An 18304-nucleotide genomic window follows, 5' to 3' on the forward strand; every position below is an offset into this window, starting at 1 on the left:
CCGTTAGCGGTGGGAAGGTTTCCACGCGCCCATGCCGAGAACGATGAGACGCATCTGCTTTTCGGCGCGGGCGAGGACCTCGGCCTCCGCCGGCCCGCCGGGCCGGTCCACGTCGAGCAGTTCGAGCACCACCTCGAGCATGGCAGTCACCAGCAGGTCGGCCGCCATCTCCAGGTCGTCGACGTCCCAGTCCGCCATTCCGGGCATGCGGGAGAGATCGACGGAGAGTTCGCCCGTGATCAGCCGCAACTCGACGGTGACGGTGCGCGCGACGGCCGGCTGGCCGCCGTAGCGCTCCCGGGCCAGGAATCGGAACGCCTGTTCGTGGGCGCGGACCTGCCGCACCAGGGCCTCGAGCGACGCCCGCGCCGAGGACGGGCCGCGCGTGCGCCGGGCCTCGCGCAGCAGCGTGCGGAGCATGCGCATGGTGTCGGCGGCGAGGGCGACGCCGAGTTCCTCCATCGAGCCGAAGTGGCGGTAGAACGCCGTGGGCACGATCCCGGCTCGGCGGGCCACCTCGCGCAGGCTCACCGTCGCGAAGCTGCGATCGGCGGAGAGTTCGAGCGCCGCGTCGAGCAGGGCCTGGCGGGTGCGCTCCTTGCGCGCAGCTCGCGTCGCGGGTTCGGGAACGGGGGCTGCGGACACGGCTCCGAGTCTAGGCAGTGCGACGCGGCGGCGGTCGGGGACCGTGGTGACGGCCGCCACAACATCGTTGACAGCCCACCGGGCGACCCTGGCACACTGAACTCAGTGCACATTTGTGCACTGACTTTGGATTCTCGCTCGAGAGGAGCGACGCCATGACCCTGCTTCACCGCGCCCGACGCGGGCCGGGGCCGTCGATCGGACGCAAAGCCCTGATCAAGGCGCTGCATGTACTCTCCGCGCCGCACCACCCGGATCGGTACCTCGAACTGGCCGATCCGCTCCTGGCCGTGCAGCACACGCGCGCCCGGATCACGAACGTTGACCGAAATGTCCCGGGTGCGGTGACGCTCGAGCTGCGCCCGGGCCGGCCCCTGGAGTTCCGGGCCGGTCAGCACCTGCAACTCGGCGTGGTGGTGGACGGTGTGCGGCACAGCCGCAGCTACTCGCCGGTGAGTTCCCAGCATCGAGCCGACGGGCGCATCCAGCTCACGGTCGGGGTGCGACCGGACGGCGTCGTCTCGCGGCACCTGCACGAGCACGCCACCGCGGGCGACGTGGTCGACCTCGCGGCGGCCGCCGGCGAGTTCTGTCTCCCGGCGGAGCGGCCGGAGCGGCTGGTGCTCGTCAGCGGCGGCAGCGGCATCACTCCGGTGCTGTCGATGCTGCGCACCCTCGCCGACGAGGGCCACTCCGGAACCGTCGCGTTCCTGCACTACGCGCCCACCGCCGCGCACGTGCCGCACCGCGACGCGATCGAGTCCCTGGCCGGCGCCCACGCCGGCGTCGACGTGGCCTTCGCCTACACCCGGGCGGACGACGGTGCGTTGCGTGGCCGCTTCGACCGGAGTCATCTCGAGCGGGTCGCCCCGTGGTTCGCCGGCGCACCCGCCTACGTCTGCGGCCCGGCCGGGCTCGTCGACAGCGTGCGGGAGGTCTACGGCGACGCCGGCGCCGCGCACCTGCTGCGCACCGAGCAGTTCACCCCGCCCGTCGTCGTCCGCGACGACGACGCGAGCGGCACCGTCACCTTCGCCGCGTCCGGGGTCCGCGCCGAGAACAGCGGCGTCACCGCCCTCGAACAGGCCGAGGCGGCCGGGCTCACCCCGCAGCACGGCTGCCGCATGGGAATCTGCCACTCCTGCACCGTGACCCGGCTGTCCGGCGGCACCCGCGACGTGCGCACCGGCGAGATCGACGACGAGCCCGGCGCCGAGGTGCAGATCTGCGTGAACGTCCCCGTCGGCGACGCGGCCTTCGACCTCTGACCCACTCGAAACAATTGGAGGACAACATGTTCGGTTTGTCCATCCCCCTGTCCCTTCCGCTGCCGGCGTTCCTGTCCGGCCGTCGCGATCCCGACCCGTCGCCGGTCGTGCTGCGCCGCGAGCAGGTCGAGGAGATCGGCCGCGAACTCGACGCCCTGCGCGAGCGCACCGTCGCCTCGCTCGGCGCGGCCGACCGCGAGTACATCTACCGCATCGTCGGGGCGCAGCGGCGCTTCGAGATCGCCGGTCGTGCCCTGTTGTTCGTGGGCTTTCTGCCGCCGGCATGGGTGGCGGGCGTGGCCGCGCTGAGCGTGTCGAAGATCCTCGACAACATGGAGATCGGCCACAATGTGATGCACGGCCAGTACGACTGGATGCGCGAGCCGGAACTGAACTCCCGCAACTTCGAGTGGGACACCGTATGTCCCGCCGACCAGTGGCGGCACTCGCACAACTACCTGCACCACACCTACACCAACATCCTCGGGATGGATCGCGACGTCGGCTACGGCATCCTGCGGATGGATCCGGCGCAGCGCTGGCACCCCTACTACCTCGGCAATCCCGTCTACGCGACGGGGCTGATGCTGCTGTTCGAGTGGGGTGTGATGCTGCACGACGCCGAGGTCGAGAACGTCGTCGCCGGCAAACGCAGCTGGCGCGACGTGATCCCGCTCGCCCGGGGGTGGTGGCGTAAGGCGCGCGGGCAGGTGGTCAAGGACTACGTCGCGTTCCCGCTGCTGTCCGGGCCGATGTTCGTGCCGACGCTGCTCGGCAACGCGGCCGCCAACCTGGTCCGCAACGTGTGGGCGTTCTCCATCATCTTCTGCGGGCACTTCCCGTCCGGGGTGCAGTCGTTCACCGAGGAGGAGACCGCGCACGAGACCCGCGGCGAGTGGTACGTGCGTCAGCTGCTCGGCAGCGCGAACATCACCGGCACGCCGCTGTTCCACATCATGTCGGGCAATCTCTCGCACCAGATCGAGCACCACCTGTTCCCGGATCTTCCGGCGCACCGGTACCCGCAGCTGGCGCCGGAGGTGCGGGAACTGTGCGAACGCTACGGGCTGCCCTACAACACCGGGGGCCTGCTCGCCCAGGTGGGCTCGGTGTGGCGCAAGATCGTGAAGCTGGCCCTGCCGCCGAGCTGGGTCTCCGAGGAGCCCACGACGTCGGTGCTCATCGAGCGCGGCGTGCCGGTCGCGGGTACCCTCGCCCACGACAGCGCCTGAAGGGGGCACCGCCATGGTGGGTAGGTTCGAACGCAACAAGGACACGCTCCAGGAACTGACCGAGTCCGCGGCGACGCACGTCGGCAACATCGCCGGCATCATCACCGGCGCGGTCCGCGAGGTCACCCGGGAGGTCGGGGACTGGATCAGCGACGGCATCGAGATGCGGGAGGCCGCCCGCAAGGCGAGCGCCGACGACGAGCGCGTCGCAGAGCCGCCGTCCGAGCCGTCCGGCGGGTAGGCGAAGAACGCCGGGTAGCTGAGGAACACAGAGACAGCGCGGGGGGGGGCCCCCGGGGGGGGGGCCCCCCCCCCCCGGGGGGGGGGGGGGGGGGGGGGGGCCCGCCCCGCGCTGTCGGCGTGTGTTCGGATCAGATGACGCCGAGCGCGAACATCGCGTCGGCGACCTTCACGAAGCCGGCGATGTTGGCGCCGTGGATGTAGTCACCGGGCTTGCCGTACTCGGCTGCGGTGTCCACGCAGTTCTGGTGGATGTCGCGCATGATGCCGGCGAGGCGCTCGTCGGTGTAGTCGAAGTGCCACGAGTCGCGGGAGGCGTTCTGCTGCATCTCGAGCGCGGAGGTCGCCACGCCGCCGGCGTTCGCCGCCTTGCCCGGGGCGAACGCGACGCCCGCCTCGCGGAACACCGCGATGCCACCGGGGGTGGTGGGCATGTTCGCGCCCTCGGCGACGACCCGCACGCCGTTGTTGACCAGGGTCTTCGCGGCGGTCTCGTCCAACTCGTTCTGGGTGGCGCAGGGGATGGCGACGTCGCACGGCACGTCCCAGATCGAACCACCCGGGAAGTACTGCGCGTCGGGACGCTCGTCGAGGTACTCGGAGATGCGGCCGCGCCGGACCTCCTTGATCTCCTTGAGCAGCTCGAGGTCGATGCCGTTCTGGTCGACGATGTAGCCGGAGGAGTCGGAGCAGGCGATGGCGATGCCGCCGAGCTGGTGCACCTTCTCGATCGCGTAGATCGCCACGTTGCCCGAACCGGACACGACGACCTTGCGGCCCTCGAGGGAGGAGTTCACGGACTTGGCCATCTCCGCCACGAAGTAGGCGACGCCGTACCCGGTGGCCTCCCGGCGCACCTGCGAGCCGCCCCAGGTCAGGCCCTTGCCGGTGAGCACGCCGGACTCGTAGGAGTTGGTCAGGCGCTTGTACTGGCCGAACAGGTACCCGATCTCGCGTCCGCCGACGCCGATGTCGCCGGCCGGGACGTCGGTGTACTCGCCGATATGGCGGTGCAGCTCGGTCATGAAGGACTGGCAGAAGCGCATGATCTCCTGCTCCGAGCGACCCTTGGGGTCGAAGTCCGAGCCGCCCTTGCCGCCGCCGATGGGCAGGCCGGTGAGGGCGTTCTTGAAGATCTGCTCGAAGCCGAGGAACTTCACGATGCCGAGGTTGACGCTCGGGTGGAAGCGCAGGCCGCCCTTGTACGGGCCGAGCACGCTGTTGTACTGGACCCGGAAGCCGCGGTTGACGTGCACGTTGCCCTGGTCGTCGATCCACGGCACCCGGAAGATGATCTGCCGCTCGGGCTCGGTCAGCCGTTCGATGAGGCCGGCTTCGAAGTAGCGGGGGTGACGCTCGAGGACGACATGCAGGGACTCGAACACCTCGGCGGCTGCCTGATGGAACTCGGGTTCACCGGCGTTGCGCGCCTTCACCTGTTCGTAGATCTCTGCAATGCGGTCCCGGGTCGACACGCTCACCACCTGACTGTGAGGAAACTGTTACATGGCGTTAACACGTTGAATCATAGGCGCAGGCACCGGGCATCCGATAAAAGGGGGCAGTATGCCCGGGCTCCGGGCGTCGAGGGTGTCGGCCGAACCGGGGGACGGCTACGCGGGCTCGGGAAGGGTGGCTTCCGGGCCCGGGCTGCCGCCGAGCGCGGCGACGAGGCGTTCGCGTGCGCGTCCGAGGTGCCGGGTGATCACCTCGACCGCCGCATCGCCGTCGCCGGTCAGGACGGCGTCGAGGATCTGCTGGTGTTCGGCCGCGATGCTCGTCGTGGTGAGCAGCTGCTTGCCCTGCACCTGCACCATGCACAGCCGCACCTCGGACACGAGCGAGCCGAACATGCGGCTGGTGCGCGGGCTGCCCAGCGCGTCCACCAGGGCGGTGTGGAAGCGCATGTCGGGTTCGACGACGGTGAGCGGGTCGGCCTCGGTCATGGCCGAGATCTCGGCGTTGGCGGCCGACGCCGCCGGAGGCACCGCCCGGGTCTCGGCGAGCGCGCGCAGCACCACCGATTCCAGGTGCGCGCGGGTGCGGTAGATGTCACGCACGTCGTCGGGGCCCAACTGGGGCACGCGGGCGGTCTTGTGGGCGCTGCGCTGCAGTAGGCCCTCGCCGACGAGCTTCTCGATGGCGGCCTTGGCGGTCGGCCTGGCGACTTCGTAGGCGCGGGACACCTCGGCTTCGGTGAGGGCGTCCTCGTGCGTCAGCTCCCCGGCGAACACGCGCCGCCGCAGTTCCAGGGCGAGGGCGTCGACGATCGACAGGGCCTCGACGCGTCCGACCAATGCCCCGCTCCTTCCCGGCTCTCCGCGCACCCGCACGGACCTGCGCGAACACGAGCATTCTTGCACGACGCCGCACATGCATTCTTGACAGGAATGTGTACTTGTCTGACAATTCTGGGAAACGGTGACAGGCATCACAACGAGAGGCGCGCTATGTACCAACAGACACTCGACCCGATCGGCGGCTCACTCGCCTGGTCGGCCGTGGTCGCGGCGATCCCGCTGGCCGCGATGTTCGTCATGCTCGGCGTCTTCAGATGGAAGGCGCACCGCGCGGCCCTCGTCGGTCTGGCGCTCGCCGTGCTCGCGGCGGTCGCCGGGTGGGGCATGCCGCTCGGCCAGGCCGCCGCCGCGACCGCCGAGGGAGCCTTCTACGGCCTGTTCCCGATCTTGTGGATCCTCGTCAACGCCCTCTTCGTCTACAAGCTCACGGTTGTCACCGGCTGGTTCGAGGAGCTCGGCCGGGTCATCCGGTCCATCTCGGACGACCAGCGCATCCTGGCCATTCTCATCGCCTTCTGCTTCGGTGCGCTGCTCGAGTCGCTCGCCGGATTCGGCGCGCCCGTCGCGATCTCCGCGGCGATGCTCATGGCCGCGGGCATGGCACCGCTCAAAGCCGCGTGCACGTCCCTGCTGGCGAACACCGCGCCCGTGGCCTTCGGTGCGATGGGTGCCCCGATCCTCGCGCTCGCCGGGGTCACCGGGCTGCCGCTCGACGACCTGTCCGCGATGGCCGGCCGGCAGACGCCGTTCGTCGCGGCCGTCGTGCCGATGGTGATGGTGTTCCTCGTCGACGGCCGCCGCGGAATTCGGCAGACCTGGCCCGTCGCGGTCGTCGCGGGCCTGACCTTCGGCCTCGCCCAGTTCGTCACCGCGAACTACCTCACCGTCGAGCTCACCGACGTCGTCGCCGCGATCGTCACGGTCGGCGCGGTGCTGGGCATGCTGAAGGTGTGGCAGCCGGAGGAGCGCCTGGTCGCCACGACCGACACCGCCCTCACCGCACCGGTCGGCGCCGGCACCGCGGTCGGCATCGCCGCCCCGCCGTCGCGTTTCGACGGATACAGCCGGACGCGGCGCACGCTGCTGGCCCTCGCCCCGTACCTGACGATCATCGCGATCTTCACCGTGGCGCAGATCCCGTTCGTCAAGACGTGGCTCACCGAGATCGGCACCGTGTCGTTCCGCTGGCCCGGACTCGACATCGTCGACGTCGACGGCAAGCCGCTGAGCGCGCAGACGTTCAAACTCGACCACCTCAAGGCCACCGGCACCCTGTTGCTGCTCGCCGGGGCCGTCACGGCCGGGATGTACGGGATCGGCGTACGCCGCGCCGTCCGCGCCTATGCCGACACCCTCGTGCAGCTGCGCTGGACCATTGTCACCGTCACCTCGGTGCTCGCGTTGGCCTTCGTGATGAACCTGTCCGGTCAGACCGCCGGCCTGGGCATGGCGCTCGCGTCCGCGGGCGGGGTGTTCGCCCTCGTCTCGCCGCTGATCGGCTGGATCGGCGTGGCCATCACCGGATCCGACACGTCGTCGAACTCGCTGTTCGGCGTCATGCAGATGACCGCCGCGCAGCAGGCCGGGCTCGACCCGGTGCTCATGGCGGCGGCCAATTCGTCCGCGGGTGTGCTCGGCAAGATGCTCTCGCCGCAGAACCTGTCGGTCGCGGTGGCCGCGGTCGGCCTGGCCGGGGCGGAGGGTGTCATCCTGCGCCGTCTGATCGGCTGGAGCCTCGGGTTGCTCGTGTTCCTCACCGTCGTCATCTACCTGCAGTCCACCCCCGTTCTCGATTGGATGGTTCCGTGAACACCAGCGTCGTGACTCCCGTCCCCGACACCGAGCCGGTCGTCGCCGCGCTCGTCGACGCCCTCGGCGACGCCGTCGTCACCGATCCGGACCGGATGCTCGCCTATCGGCGCGACCAGTCGCTGCTCACGCCGGCCGGGATGCCGCTCGCCCTGGTCCGGGCGCGGGACACCGACGACGTCGTCGCCACCCTGACGATCGCGCACCGGCACGGCATCCCCGTCGTCACCCGCGGCGCCGGCACCGGTCTCGCGGGTGCGGCCAACGCCCTCGACGGCGGCATCGTGCTCAGCGTCGAGAAGATGAACGCCATCGTCGAAATCGACACCGAATCACGCACCGCCACAGTGCAACCCGGGGTGATCAACGGCGATCTCGCCGCCGCGGCCGCCGAGCGGGGGCTGTGGTACGTGCCGGACCCCGGCAGCCGCGCCGTCTCCACCATCGGCGGCAACCTCGCCACCAACGCCGGCGGCACCTGCTGCGCGAAGTACGGGGTCACGGCCGACCATGTCGCCCGCATCAAGGCGGTGCTCGCCGACGGGCGGATCATCCACACCGGCGCCGTCACCCGGAAGAACGTGGCGGGACTGAACCTCACGCAACTGCTCGTCGGATCCGAGGGCACCCTCGCCGTCATCGTCGAGGCCACCGTGCGGCTGCGCGCCGCCGCCACCGCGGCGGCCACGGTCGTCGCGAGCTTCCCGGAAACCGCGCAGGCCGTCGCCGCGGTGCTGGCGATCCGCGAGCAGGCCGAGCCGTGCCTCGTCGAACTGATGGACCGCACCACCATCGCCGCCGTCAACGACATGACGCACATGGGACTCGACGACACAGCCGGTGCGCTGCTGCTCGTCCAGTGCGACGGGCGCGACGCCGCCGCCGAAGCGCAGGTGTGTGCGCGGGCCTGTACCGCGGCGGGCGCCACCGAGGTGTACGACACCGCCGACCCGGTGGAGGGGGAGGAGTTCATGGCCGCGCGGCGGGTCGCGCTCACCGCGCTCGAGCGGTGTGGCAGCACCCTGCTCGACGACCTGGCCGTTCCCGTGCCGCGGCTGCCCGAGATGCTCGCGGCGATCGAGGCGATCGCCGCGCGGCACGAGCTGCTCATCGGCACGTTCGGGCACGCGGCGGACGGAAACCTGCATCCCACCATCGTGTTCGACGCCGCCGACGAGGTCGTCGCGAGGCGGGCCCGGCAGGCGTTCGACGAGATGGTCGCCGAATGCCTGGCGCTCGGCGGTTCGATCAGCGGAGAGCACGGCATCGGGGTGCTCAAACAGCCGTACCTCGAAACCCAGGTCGGCACGGTCGAGCGTGCGCTCATGCAGCGCATCAAGGCGGCGTTCGACCCGAGCGGGATTCTCAACCCGGGGCGCGGGATCTGACCGGCCGGCGACCCCCGGGGACGGACCCGTCGACGGACCTCCGTCCCTACCCGGCCGACGGCTGGTGGTGGCACGGTGGGAGGTGACATCGGCACCGGTGCGGAACGGGGGAGTGCGGCAGTGGCGACACAACCGGAATCCACGCGGCGGGAGCGGCTGCGCCGCGCCTTCGAACCCGCGCTGCTCGCCGTCACCCTCACCGCCCTGACGGCCGGGGGCATCGCCTGGCTTCTCGGTGCCCACGCCGTCGCCGACGCCTGCTGGATCGCCGGCACCGTCGTCGCGATCGTGCCCGCGACCTGGTGGGTGATCGACGCGCTGCGCCGCGGCCGCGTCGGGGTGGATCTGATCGCGGTGCTCTCCCTGGTCGGCACCCTGCTGGTCGGCGAGTACGTCGCCGGGGCGCTGATCGGCGTGATGCTCGCGTCGGGGCAGGCCCTCGACGCCGCCGCGGAACGCCGCGCCACCAAGGACCTGCGGGCCCTGCTCGAGCACGCCCCGCACACCGCGCGCCGCCGCGTCGGCGACGAGGTGCAGGTGGTGCCGCTCGGCGACGTCGTACCCGGGGACACCCTGGTCGTCGGGCCGGGCGAGGTGGTGCCGGTCGACGGCTGGGTCACGTCCGAACTCGCGGTGCTCGACGAGTCCGTCCTCACCGGCGAGCCGATGCACGTGCAGCGCCGCACCGGGGAGGCCGTGCGCAGCGGCGTCGTCGCCGCCGGCGGCGCCTTCGAGATCCACGCCCGCGCCACCGCCGAGGACAGCACCTACGCCGGCATCGTGCGCCTGGCCCGCGAGGCCGCCGCCGAGAGCGCCCCGGTGGTGCGGATCGCGGACCGGGTCGCCGCGTGGTTCCTGCCGCTGTCGCTGACGGTGGCGGGGCTCGCGTGGCTGTTCAGCGGGTCGGCGACCCGTGCCGTCGCCGTGCTGGTGGTGGCCACCCCGTGCCCCCTGCTGCTCGCCGCGCCCGTCGCGATCGTCTCCGGTCTCTCCCGCGCCTCGCGCCTGGGGGTGGTGATCCGCAGCGGCGGCGCACTCGAGAACCTCGGGCACGCGACGACGCTGGTGATGGACAAGACGGGCACGCTCACCAGCGGCCGGCCCGCCGGCGCCGACATCGTCACCGCACCCGGGGGCGACGGCGCCGAGCTGCTGCGCCTGGCGGCCTCCGCCGACCAGCTCTCCCCGCACGTGCTCGCCGAGGCCATCGTGCAGGAGGCGAAGATGCGCGGGCTGACCCTGTCGCTGCCCACCGACGTCGCCGAGCAGGCCGGCACCGGCGTGGCCGCGACCGTCGACGGCCGGCGCGTCACCGTCGGCAGCCTGCCGCTGCCCGCCGATGCGCCCGGCTGGGCCCGGGCGGTGCTCAGCCGTGCCGCGCTCGACGGCGCCGTCGTCGCCTGGGTCACCGTCGACGGCGACCTGGCCGGCGCCCTGCTGCTCGTGGACCCGCTGCGCCGCGACGCCGCCCGCACGCTGCGGCGGCTGCGCTCGGCCGGGCTGGACCGGCTGGTCATGCTCACCGGCGACCGTCGCGAACCGGCCGAGGAGATCGGCTCCGTCCTCGGCCTCGACGGGGTCTATGCCGAGCAGACCCCGGCGGACAAGGTGAACGGTGTGCGTGCCGAGCGGGAGTCGGCGGTGACGGTGATGGTCGGCGACGGCGTCAACGACGCCCCCGCCCTCGCCGCCGCGACCGTCGGCGTCGCGATGGGCGCCCGCGGATCCACGGCGAGCTCGGAGGCGGCGGACATCGTGCTCACCACCGACCGCCTCGACCGGCTCGCCGATGCCATGGAGATCGCGCGTCGCTCCCGGCGTATCGCCGTGCAGAGCGCCACGGTCGGCATGGGCCTGTCGCTGGTCGCCATGGGCTTCGCCGCGTTCGGCTACCTGCCTCCCGCGGTGGGTGCGCTGCTGCAGGAGGGCATCGACGTCGCGGTGATCCTCAACGCCCTGCGCGCCCTGCGCGGCGACCGGGACCGGGAGCTGGCCCTGCCCGACGACACCGAGGCGATGCTGCACCGGTTCTCGGCCGAACACGACGTCCTGCGTGACGAGCTGTCGATCCTGCGCGACACCGCCCAGCTGCTCGCGTCCGGCGATCGGCCCGCCGCCCACACGGCGCTGCGCCGCGTCGACGCGTTCCTGTTCGACACGCTGCTGCCGCACGAGCAGGCCGAGGACAGCGAGCTGTACCCGGCGCTCGCGGTGCCGCTCGGCAGCGGGGAGGCGACCGCGACAATGAGCCGGATGCATGCCGAGATCGACCGGCTCAGCCGCCGCCTGCGCACGCACCTGGCGCAGGCCGACGCCGCCGGCGGGCTGCGACCGGACCAGTGCGACGACCTGCTCGCCTGCCTGTACGGGCTGTACGCGCTGCTGCGGCTGCACTTCGTGCAGGAGGAGGAGAACTACTTCACCCTCGCGCCCGAGGCCGAACGGGCGGACGGCTCGGCATGACCGGTCCGGGCGGACGGCTGCGGCCGTACGTATCCGGTTCTGCCGGTGCGACGTTCGCGGTGGGACGGCCGGGTCAGCGCCGGGCTTCGGCCGCGATCATCGACAGAGTCGGCCGTGCCATGGCCCGCACGAACGGCCCGACCGCCGTCCAGTAGCGGCGGAAGAGTCTGCGGGCCTTTTCGTCGGTGCCGTGCACCCGGATCTCGGTGAGCAGGACGCAGGTCTGCGCGTCGTACGGCAGGACGGTGAAACTCCATGTGCCGAACCCGCATTCGGGAATCGCGATGCTCGACAGGGGCGCCCCGGGATCCCAGTCGACGCGGCCGTAACCCGGCTCCCACCACCGACCGACGAAGCCGAGCACGAGTTCCCGCCCCGGTTCCTCGGCGACCACCTCGAAGCCGCCCTGCGGACCGATCAGGTTACCGAGGCGGATCGAGCGGTGCGCCCGCACCTCCCGACGCCGCGGCGCGCGCACGGCGTCGAAGGCCATCCGGGCCAGATTGGGGGCGGCGATCACCGGGGACCGCATGAAGTCGATGCGCCGGATCGCGGCGAACGTGTCCCCGGCCGGGGCGTCGACCACCCGCGCGCGTACGACCCGCTGCTCGAAGACCGGCAGCTGCCGTTCGGTCGCGGTGGATTCACCGTCCGGCATTGTTGCTCCTCGGAAGCTGCGCGGTTCGAGTCGCCGACAGTTGCCGGACCATCACCCAGCGCGCGACGAGGTAGCCGAGGACACCGCCGTAGACGGCCTTCAGCACCAGGAACCATCCCGTCGACAGCCCTGACACACCGAGGAGGTGCAGCACCCAGATCGCGAGCACGGAGACGGCCGCGGCCGCCACCCCGAGCGACAGGCCCAGAGACCAGGTGCCGGACGGCAATCGCGCCAGCCACCGACCGGCCTGCGGGGCGTCGGCGGTGGTCGCATCGAGCCCTGCGCGCAACGCCCGTCGCACCCCGGCAGCGGAGAACCAGGAGACGAGCACGGAGAGGATGATCGCGGTCAGCGCGATGTCGACGACGATCCCGTCGGCCGACCACAGCGGCACGAACGACGTGCCGCGCTTGCCCGCCCACGCCAGCAGCGGATTGACGACGACGTTCACCAGGCCGGTGACGACGGCCTGCTTCCGGACGTACGAGGCAGCAGAATCCACGGCGCGTCCTCCTGATCACGGCCCGCGGAAACGGGCCCCCTCTCATCGTGAACCGCGGAACCGTGCTCGTTCCAGGGCCGTAGGTCCCCAGCGACGCCGCACGGGCGATGCCGACGCGGCGAAGGCCCGACGTCCTGCCCTCGGTCGCGGGTTCGTCGTCGTCGCACTAGCTCAGGCGAACCGTGCCTCCCGGGTGCAGTTGGGCGACCCGGCCGCGGCATTCGATCTCGATCGGCGCCTGCATCCCGGGACCGGCGCTCACCTGCACCTCTGTGCCGCTGATGCGCAGGCGAAGGCGGTGCCCCCGGTAGAAGATCGGGAATTCGAGGGCACCGAGTGGTTCGGGCCACTGCGGGGCGAACACGAGCCGGTCGCCCCGGGTCTCGAGGCCGGGGACGCACCGCTGCAACAGATCGACGCTGCCGGCCATGGCCGCCAGGTGGATGCCCTCCATCGTGGTGCCGCCCTGGATATCGGCGATGTCGGCTTTCAGCGCCTGGTAGAAGAAGTCGACGGCCTCGTCCCGGTGGGCGCGTGCCAGCACCCAGGAATGGACGACCCCGCTCAGGGTGGAACCGTGCGACGTTCGCGCCATGTAGTAGTCGATGGTCCGCGGGATGTCCTCGTTCGGGAACCGGTAGCCGAGCCGTTCGAGCAGTTCCCGCAGTTCGTCGGAGGACAGCAGATAGAACAGCATCAGCACGTCGGCCTGCTTCGACGCCTGGTAGCGGTTGACGTCGTCGCCCTCGGCCTCGAGGATCCGGTCGAGGCGCTGGATGTCGCCGTAGCGCCGCCGGTAGCCGTCCCAGTCCAGTTCGGCGAGGCGTTCGTACCCCTCGAACTGGCTGAGGACACGATCGTGGAACGGGACGAACATTCTGCGGGTGACGTCCTCCCAGCGCGCCGTCTCCTGCGCGTGCAGCCCCAGGGCCTGGGTCAGGTACGAGCGGATCTGCAGCGGGATCAGCTCGAGCGCCTCGAGGGCGCGCAGGATCACCCAGACCGACATGACGTTGGTGTACGCGTTGTTGTCGATTCCGTCGTACGGTGCGTCGGGGTAGCCGGAATGGAACTCGTCGGGGCCGATGACGCCGCGGATGCTGTACCGTCCGCGTTCCTCGTCGTAGGACGCGAGATCGGCGTAGAAGCGGGCGATCTCCACGAGCATCTCGGCGCCGTACTCGATCAGGAACTCCAGGTCGCCGGTCACCTGGTAGTACTGCCACACGTTGTGGGCGATCGCGATGCCGGTGTGGTGCTGGCGCCGGCTGGGGTCCGGGTTCCAGCGGCCGGATCTGGGATTGAGGTGCAGTTGCGGGCTCTCCTCGCGGCCGTCGCTGCCCGACTGCCACGGGAACATCGCACCGCGGTGACCGGCTTCGCGCGCCATCCGGCGGGCCTCCCGCAGGCGGCGGTAGCGGTAGCGCAGCAACGACCGGGTCAGCGTGGGCAGCCGCAGGTTCAGCACCGGGAACACGAACAGCTCGTCCCAGAAGACGTGCCCGCGGTACGCCTCGCCGTGCAACCCCCGTGCCGGCACGCCCACGTCGAGGTCGGCGGTGTTCGCGGAGACCGTCTGCAGCAGGTGCAGAAGATGGAACCGGAGGACTCGCAGGGCGTGGCCGTGGCCCGGACCCTCGTACTCGATGCCCAGGTGGTCCCACAGATATCCCCAGGCGAGCACATGGCCGTCGAGCAGTTCGTCGAACCGGCCCAGCCGGGGAAGCCAGCGGGCGGCTTCGTCGGCCGGCTCGGAGACCGCCTGATCGCGCCCGGTGAACACCGCCACCATCTTCTCCAGCGTCACGGGCCGGTCCGTCTCGACGTCGACGGTGATGTCGTGTCCGATCCGATCGTCGCCGTCGACCAGCCGGTACTCGCCGGCAACGGGCTCCCCGTCGCACCACACCGTGTTCCGGGCCGCCATCGCCACCGGTATCCGCGACTGGTTGGTCTGCACCGCCAGCAGCACCGAGTCGACGGACAGCGCGGTGGCTTGCAGCGGCTCGAGGTGCTGGTCGGCGAGGTCGCGATAGCGCTCGACGAGGGAGTTCCGGACCGCGCCGTCCAGCAGCGAGCGGATCTCGAGCCGGCCCGACCAGTCTTCGGCCACGATCGTCGTCTCGAGGGCGCAGGCGTGCGGCAGATGCATGGCAACCAGGCGCCGCTGCCGCACCGACGTGGTGCGCCCCGCCGCGTCGCGGAATCGGAACCGCCGGATGAGGACGGCGCGGCGGAGGTCGAGGTATTGGCGGTAGTCGAGCAGCTCTGCGGTGTCGAGGTCGAACCACTGCCCGCCGTCGACCCGGAAGGTCACCGGCAACCAGTTCGGCAGGTTCACCAGGCTCTCGTGGTCGATGGCACTCCCCGCCACCTCGTCCTGGAGACGGTTGAAGATGCCGGCCACATAGGTGCCGGGGTAGTGCACGCCGTCCGCGCGGGATTCGGGCGCGCAGCCTCGGGTGGCGAAGAAGCCGTTCCCGACGGTGCAGAGGGCCTCGCGCAGCTTCTCGGTGAGCGGGTCGTAGCCCTCGAAGAACATCGTCCAGGCGTCGTCCGGGGGCGGCGCGATCCCCGGGTCGCTGCCGAGCAGATCCGCCAGCCGCTCCAGTAGCTCACGAACCCGGTCCGGACCGTCGACCGCGAATTGTGCCGTCGACCGCCGATCGCCTTCCTCGCTGTAGCGCACGACGATGCCGATCCCGGTCGATGTCAGGGTGCCGAACGCGTCGTCGTCGGTGAGGTCGTCGCCGATGTAGACCGGCATCGGGTCGTCTGCGCCGCGGAGGTGCTCGAGCACCCAGGCCACCGCCCGCCCCTTGTCCCAGTCCACATCGGGGCGGAGCTCGGTGACCTTGCGTCCGCTCGTGACGCGGAGCCGGACGTCCCGGTCGGCCGCATCGTGCACTGCTGCGACGACCTCCTCGATCCGGTCCTCGGCGACGTTGCGGTGATGAACTGCCACGGCGAAACGCTTGTGCTCCACCAGAACGCCGGGCACGCCGGCCAGGCGGTCCCGCAGGGCGCCGGCGATTCGCTCGAGGTCGGGCACCGCGGGGACGGCGGCATCGTTCCGGTGGTACTCGCCGTCCGGCCCGACGAGTTCGAAACCGTGGTTACCCGCATACCAGAGTCCGGGCACGCCGACCCGTGCCTGCACGTCGGTCACGTCGCGGCCGCTGATCACGCCGACGGGGCAGTAGCGGGCCAGCCGGGCAAGCTCTTTCGCCGCGCCCTCGACCAGGGTGGCAGCGGTGGGATCGTTCACGAGGTGGGCGAGGGTGCCGTCGAAGTCCAGGAACACGGCGTAGCGCCGGGTGCGCAGGATGGCGGTCGCCTGGTGACGAGATGCCAAGGCGTCCGGGATTTCCGACAGCCGGCGCTCGCGGGGGCGCGGTTCGACCGTGGGGGTGGTCATCGGCTCGGCTCGGATGATGAGTGCATGGCAGTCTGTCCCTCCGCACCGTTGCAGGACAGGCCCACAAGGGGTTCCCCATTCTATGACGGGACCGGCGGCGTGCAGTCCGTTTCGGTGCAGGCTACGACCAGGTCCTCGGATTGAAGACGACGTAGAACCAGGCGTTCGTCGTAGGGTCCCACGAACAGGACACGAGGACGACGGCGCCGATGGACCGATCGAACGCCTCGGCCTTGGGACAGACGGCGTCGCCGTCCGGTCCGGCGAACTCGGCGCGGTAGAGCGGACCGATGCGCCACGGCGCGGCGGTGGCCGTTCCGGCTCCCACGGTGGCCCCCAGGACGATCGCGGCGACGACGAGACCGGCGAGTGCTGCGGCCCTGTGGGCGACGTTCTTCGACACGAGGACTCCTTCGGCGTGGGAACGGTCCGGGCGCAGGCACACCGTCGCGACCCTGAACTCTGCCGAAGCCCGCTCTCGATGATCACCGGTGGGTGCCCGGCGCGCAGGCGTTCGCACGAACCGGTACGTATGTATCCGGTCTCAGTCCTCCAACCGCTCGGCCTCCTCGATCGCCGCCTGCAACTGGTCCAGCAGTGCCTTCGCCTGCACGATGTCGAGGGCGACGCCGAGGCCTTCCGGCAGGTCGAGCACGACGCCGGGCCCGTTCGCGCGGGCGGTGACGGGATGGTCGCCGGTCGTATCGGTCATTGAGAGTCCTTCCGGTTCGGGGGCGCGCTTGCCGGGTCTCAGTGTGCCCGGAAGAACTACCGTGTGGGGCGGGAGCGTACGGCGACGGGAAGGGGGAGCGATGGCAGTGACCAGCGCCGGCCTTCTGCTGTACCGGATCGACGCCGACGGCGTGCTCGAGGTGTGGATCGTGCACCCGGGCGGGCCGTACTGGGTCGGCAAGGACGAGGCGGCCTGGTCGATCCCCAAGGGGGTCTACGGCGACGACGAAGACCCGTTCGCCGTGGCCTTGCGAGAGTTCGAGGAAGAATGCGGGATGCCCGCGCCCCAGGTGAACTACGAGATGCTCGGGCGGTTCAAGCAGCCCTCCGGCAAGATCGTCACCGTCTACGCCGGTGAGACCGCCGACGATCTGGCCTTCGTCGGCAGCAACACCTTCGACCTGGAGTGGCCGCCGCGGTCCGGAAAGGTGCAGAGCTTTCCCGAGGTGGACGACGCTCGCTGGTTTCCGCCCGCCGTCGCGGCCATCAAGCTCGTGAAGGGGCAACGCCCGATCCTCGCCCGGCTCGGCGAGCGCGTGCACGCTGCCGGCCGGTCGTTCGCGTCCGGTCCGCCGGTGCCCGGTGCAGGAACGGAAGAACCGGGCATATGAGCAAGACCGTGCTCGTCACCGGAGGAGGGCGGGGGCTCGGCCGGGCCACGGCCGAGAAGCTCGCCGCTCGGGGACATCGCGTCCTGCTCACCGCGCGAACCCGCGCTGCCGCGGAGGACGCAACCGAAGCGATCCAGCGGACGGATCCCGACGCTCGGGTCGAGCCGCGCTGGGTCGATCTGTCTTCTCTGGAGCAGGTCCGGTTCTTCGGCGTCGCGGAAGCCGAGCGGGGCGAACCGATCGACGTGCTGCTGCATGTCGCCGGCATCCTGCAGACGAGCAAGGAACGCCGGCTCACCGTCGACGGGTACGAGGAGACCCTCGCCGTCAACGTCCTGGCTCCGTTCCTGCTCACCGCCCTGCTCCTGCCCGCACTCGAGCGCAGCCCGTCGGCGCGTGTGGTCACCGTCGGCTCGCGGCTGCACCTGCCCGGCTCCCGCGGAGCGCCGGTGGACTTCGACTTCGCCGACGTCCAGCTCGAGCACGGCTACAACCCCGAGCGGGCATACAAGAATTCCAAGCTGGCGGTGATGTGGTTCACCTACGAGCTCCAGCGCCGCCTCGCCGGGCGGCCGATCACTGCGAACGCCGTGTGTCCCGGTTTCGTGCCCACCACCGCTGCTGCGAGCACCCGCGGTCTGATGCGGCTGTTCATGGCGCACGTGTTGCCGCACATGCCCTTCGCCACGTCCGTCGATGCGGCCACCGATTCGCTGGTGTTCACGGCGGTCGACCCGTCGCTCGACGGGGTGGGCGGAAAGTTCTTCGGCGAGTGTCACGAAATCGACTCCAGCGCGCAGTCCCACGACGTTGCCCAGGCCGGACGTTTCTGGACGATCGCCGAACATCTCACCGGTCTCGCCTGACCTGTCGCGCCGATGGTGGGACGTGGCCGGCCCCGCGAGGACGCGAGATCTCCGTGCAGTGCTTACGGGCGCTGAGTGGAGTGTGGTGCCCCCGGCAGGACTCGAACCTGCGACCTAGAGATTAGAAGGCTCTTGCTCTATCCAGCTGAGCTACGGAGGCGCGGCCAGA

At 70.9% G+C, this 18304-nt stretch carries 16 protein-coding genes and 1 tRNA gene; 8 read left to right on the top strand and 9 right to left on the bottom strand.

Features of this window, described 5'->3' with window-relative positions; all coding sequences use genetic code 11:
• Positions 1-3: 3 nt before the first annotated feature.
• A complete protein-coding gene (locus KZJ41_RS11840) occupies positions 4-705 on the bottom strand; it encodes a TetR family transcriptional regulator (RefSeq protein ID WP_029543027.1) in 702 nt (233 codons plus the stop codon).
• Between the two features lie 95 nt (positions 706-800).
• On the opposite strand from KZJ41_RS11840, the gene KZJ41_RS11845 reads away from it, so the two are divergent.
• Genes KZJ41_RS11845 through KZJ41_RS11855 form a run of 3 tightly spaced genes read left to right on the top strand, consistent with a single transcriptional unit; the run spans position 801 to position 3386 of the window.
• Positions 801-1913, top strand: coding sequence for a ferredoxin reductase (locus KZJ41_RS11845; protein ID WP_029543029.1), 1113 nt, complete (start codon positions 801-803; stop codon positions 1911-1913).
• Between the two features lie 26 nt (positions 1914-1939).
• Positions 1940-3145 (top strand): acyl-CoA desaturase, encoded by a 1206-nt coding sequence (locus KZJ41_RS11850; RefSeq protein WP_044476094.1) that lies wholly within the window; start codon positions 1940-1942, stop codon positions 3143-3145.
• 13 nt (positions 3146-3158) lie between these two features.
• Positions 3159-3386 (top strand): hypothetical protein, encoded by a 228-nt coding sequence (locus tag KZJ41_RS11855; protein WP_006939021.1) that lies wholly within the window; start codon positions 3159-3161, stop codon positions 3384-3386.
• 130 nt (positions 3387-3516) lie between these two features.
• Here the strand turns inward: KZJ41_RS11855 and gdhA are convergent, their stop codons facing one another.
• Together gdhA and KZJ41_RS11865 are read right to left on the bottom strand one after the other, a co-directional pair.
• The gene (gene gdhA, locus KZJ41_RS11860; RefSeq protein WP_006946647.1) at positions 3517-4860 is read right to left on the bottom strand and encodes an NADP-specific glutamate dehydrogenase; all 1344 of its coding nucleotides are present in this window, start codon (positions 4858-4860) and stop codon (positions 3517-3519) included.
• 138 nt (positions 4861-4998) lie between these two features.
• Positions 4999-5682: a GntR family transcriptional regulator gene (locus KZJ41_RS11865; protein WP_006946645.1), complete on the bottom strand. Its 684-nt coding sequence runs from the start codon at positions 5680-5682 to the stop codon at positions 4999-5001.
• Between the two features lie 153 nt (positions 5683-5835).
• Between KZJ41_RS11865 and KZJ41_RS11870 the strand changes: the two genes are divergently transcribed.
• From KZJ41_RS11870 to KZJ41_RS11880, 3 genes are all read left to right on the top strand, one after another.
• Positions 5836-7494 (top strand): L-lactate permease, encoded by a 1659-nt coding sequence (locus tag KZJ41_RS11870; RefSeq protein ID WP_006946643.1) that lies wholly within the window; start codon positions 5836-5838, stop codon positions 7492-7494.
• The gene (locus KZJ41_RS11875; protein ID WP_102799992.1) at positions 7491-8882 is read left to right on the top strand and encodes an FAD-binding oxidoreductase; all 1392 of its coding nucleotides are present in this window, start codon (positions 7491-7493) and stop codon (positions 8880-8882) included. The genes KZJ41_RS11870 and KZJ41_RS11875 overlap by 4 nt, the downstream gene beginning before the upstream one ends.
• Positions 8883-9002: 120 nt before the next feature.
• A complete protein-coding gene (locus tag KZJ41_RS11880; protein ID WP_006946637.1) occupies positions 9003-11345 on the top strand; it encodes a heavy metal translocating P-type ATPase in 2343 nt (780 codons plus the stop codon).
• A 73-nt stretch (positions 11346-11418) separates the two neighbouring features.
• Here the strand turns inward: KZJ41_RS11880 and KZJ41_RS11885 are convergent, their stop codons facing one another.
• From KZJ41_RS11885 to KZJ41_RS11905, 5 genes are all read right to left on the bottom strand, one after another.
• A complete protein-coding gene (locus KZJ41_RS11885) occupies positions 11419-12003 on the bottom strand; it encodes a hypothetical protein (protein WP_251550802.1) in 585 nt (194 codons plus the stop codon).
• Positions 11990-12508 (bottom strand): hypothetical protein, encoded by a 519-nt coding sequence (locus KZJ41_RS11890; RefSeq protein WP_006946633.1) that lies wholly within the window; start codon positions 12506-12508, stop codon positions 11990-11992. Before KZJ41_RS11890 ends, KZJ41_RS11885 begins: the two co-directional genes overlap by 14 nt.
• A 166-nt stretch (positions 12509-12674) precedes the next feature.
• Positions 12675-15926 (bottom strand): trehalose-phosphatase, encoded by a 3252-nt coding sequence (gene otsB / locus KZJ41_RS11895; RefSeq protein ID WP_006946631.1) that lies wholly within the window; start codon positions 15924-15926, stop codon positions 12675-12677.
• 121 nt (positions 15927-16047) lie between these two features.
• Complete coding sequence (locus KZJ41_RS11900; RefSeq protein ID WP_006946629.1) at positions 16048-16329, bottom strand: hypothetical protein; 282 nt, start codon at positions 16327-16329, stop codon at positions 16048-16050.
• Between the two features lie 141 nt (positions 16330-16470).
• Positions 16471-16638 carry a hypothetical protein gene (locus KZJ41_RS11905; protein WP_006946627.1) on the bottom strand — a complete coding sequence of 56 codons (168 nt, stop codon included), beginning with the start codon at positions 16636-16638 and terminating at the stop codon, positions 16471-16473.
• 100 nt (positions 16639-16738) lie between these two features.
• Here KZJ41_RS11905 and KZJ41_RS11910 point away from each other — a divergent pair, with 100 nt between their 5' ends.
• A complete protein-coding gene (locus KZJ41_RS11910) occupies positions 16739-17269 on the top strand; it encodes an NUDIX domain-containing protein (protein WP_044476531.1) in 531 nt (176 codons plus the stop codon).
• Entirely contained in the window at positions 17266-18135 is an 870-nt protein-coding gene (locus KZJ41_RS11915; protein WP_006946625.1) for an SDR family NAD(P)-dependent oxidoreductase, read from the top strand. The genes KZJ41_RS11910 and KZJ41_RS11915 overlap by 4 nt, the downstream gene beginning before the upstream one ends.
• 83 nt (positions 18136-18218) lie before the next feature.
• On the opposite strand, the gene KZJ41_RS11920 is transcribed toward KZJ41_RS11915, so the two are convergent.
• A tRNA-Arg gene (locus KZJ41_RS11920) sits at positions 18219-18295 on the bottom strand.
• Positions 18296-18304 lie beyond the last annotated feature (9 nt).

The organism is Rhodococcus sp. 11-3 (assembly GCF_023704055.1).
GTDB classification, from domain to species: Bacteria; Actinomycetota; Actinomycetes; order Mycobacteriales; family Mycobacteriaceae; genus Rhodococcus; species Rhodococcus aetherivorans.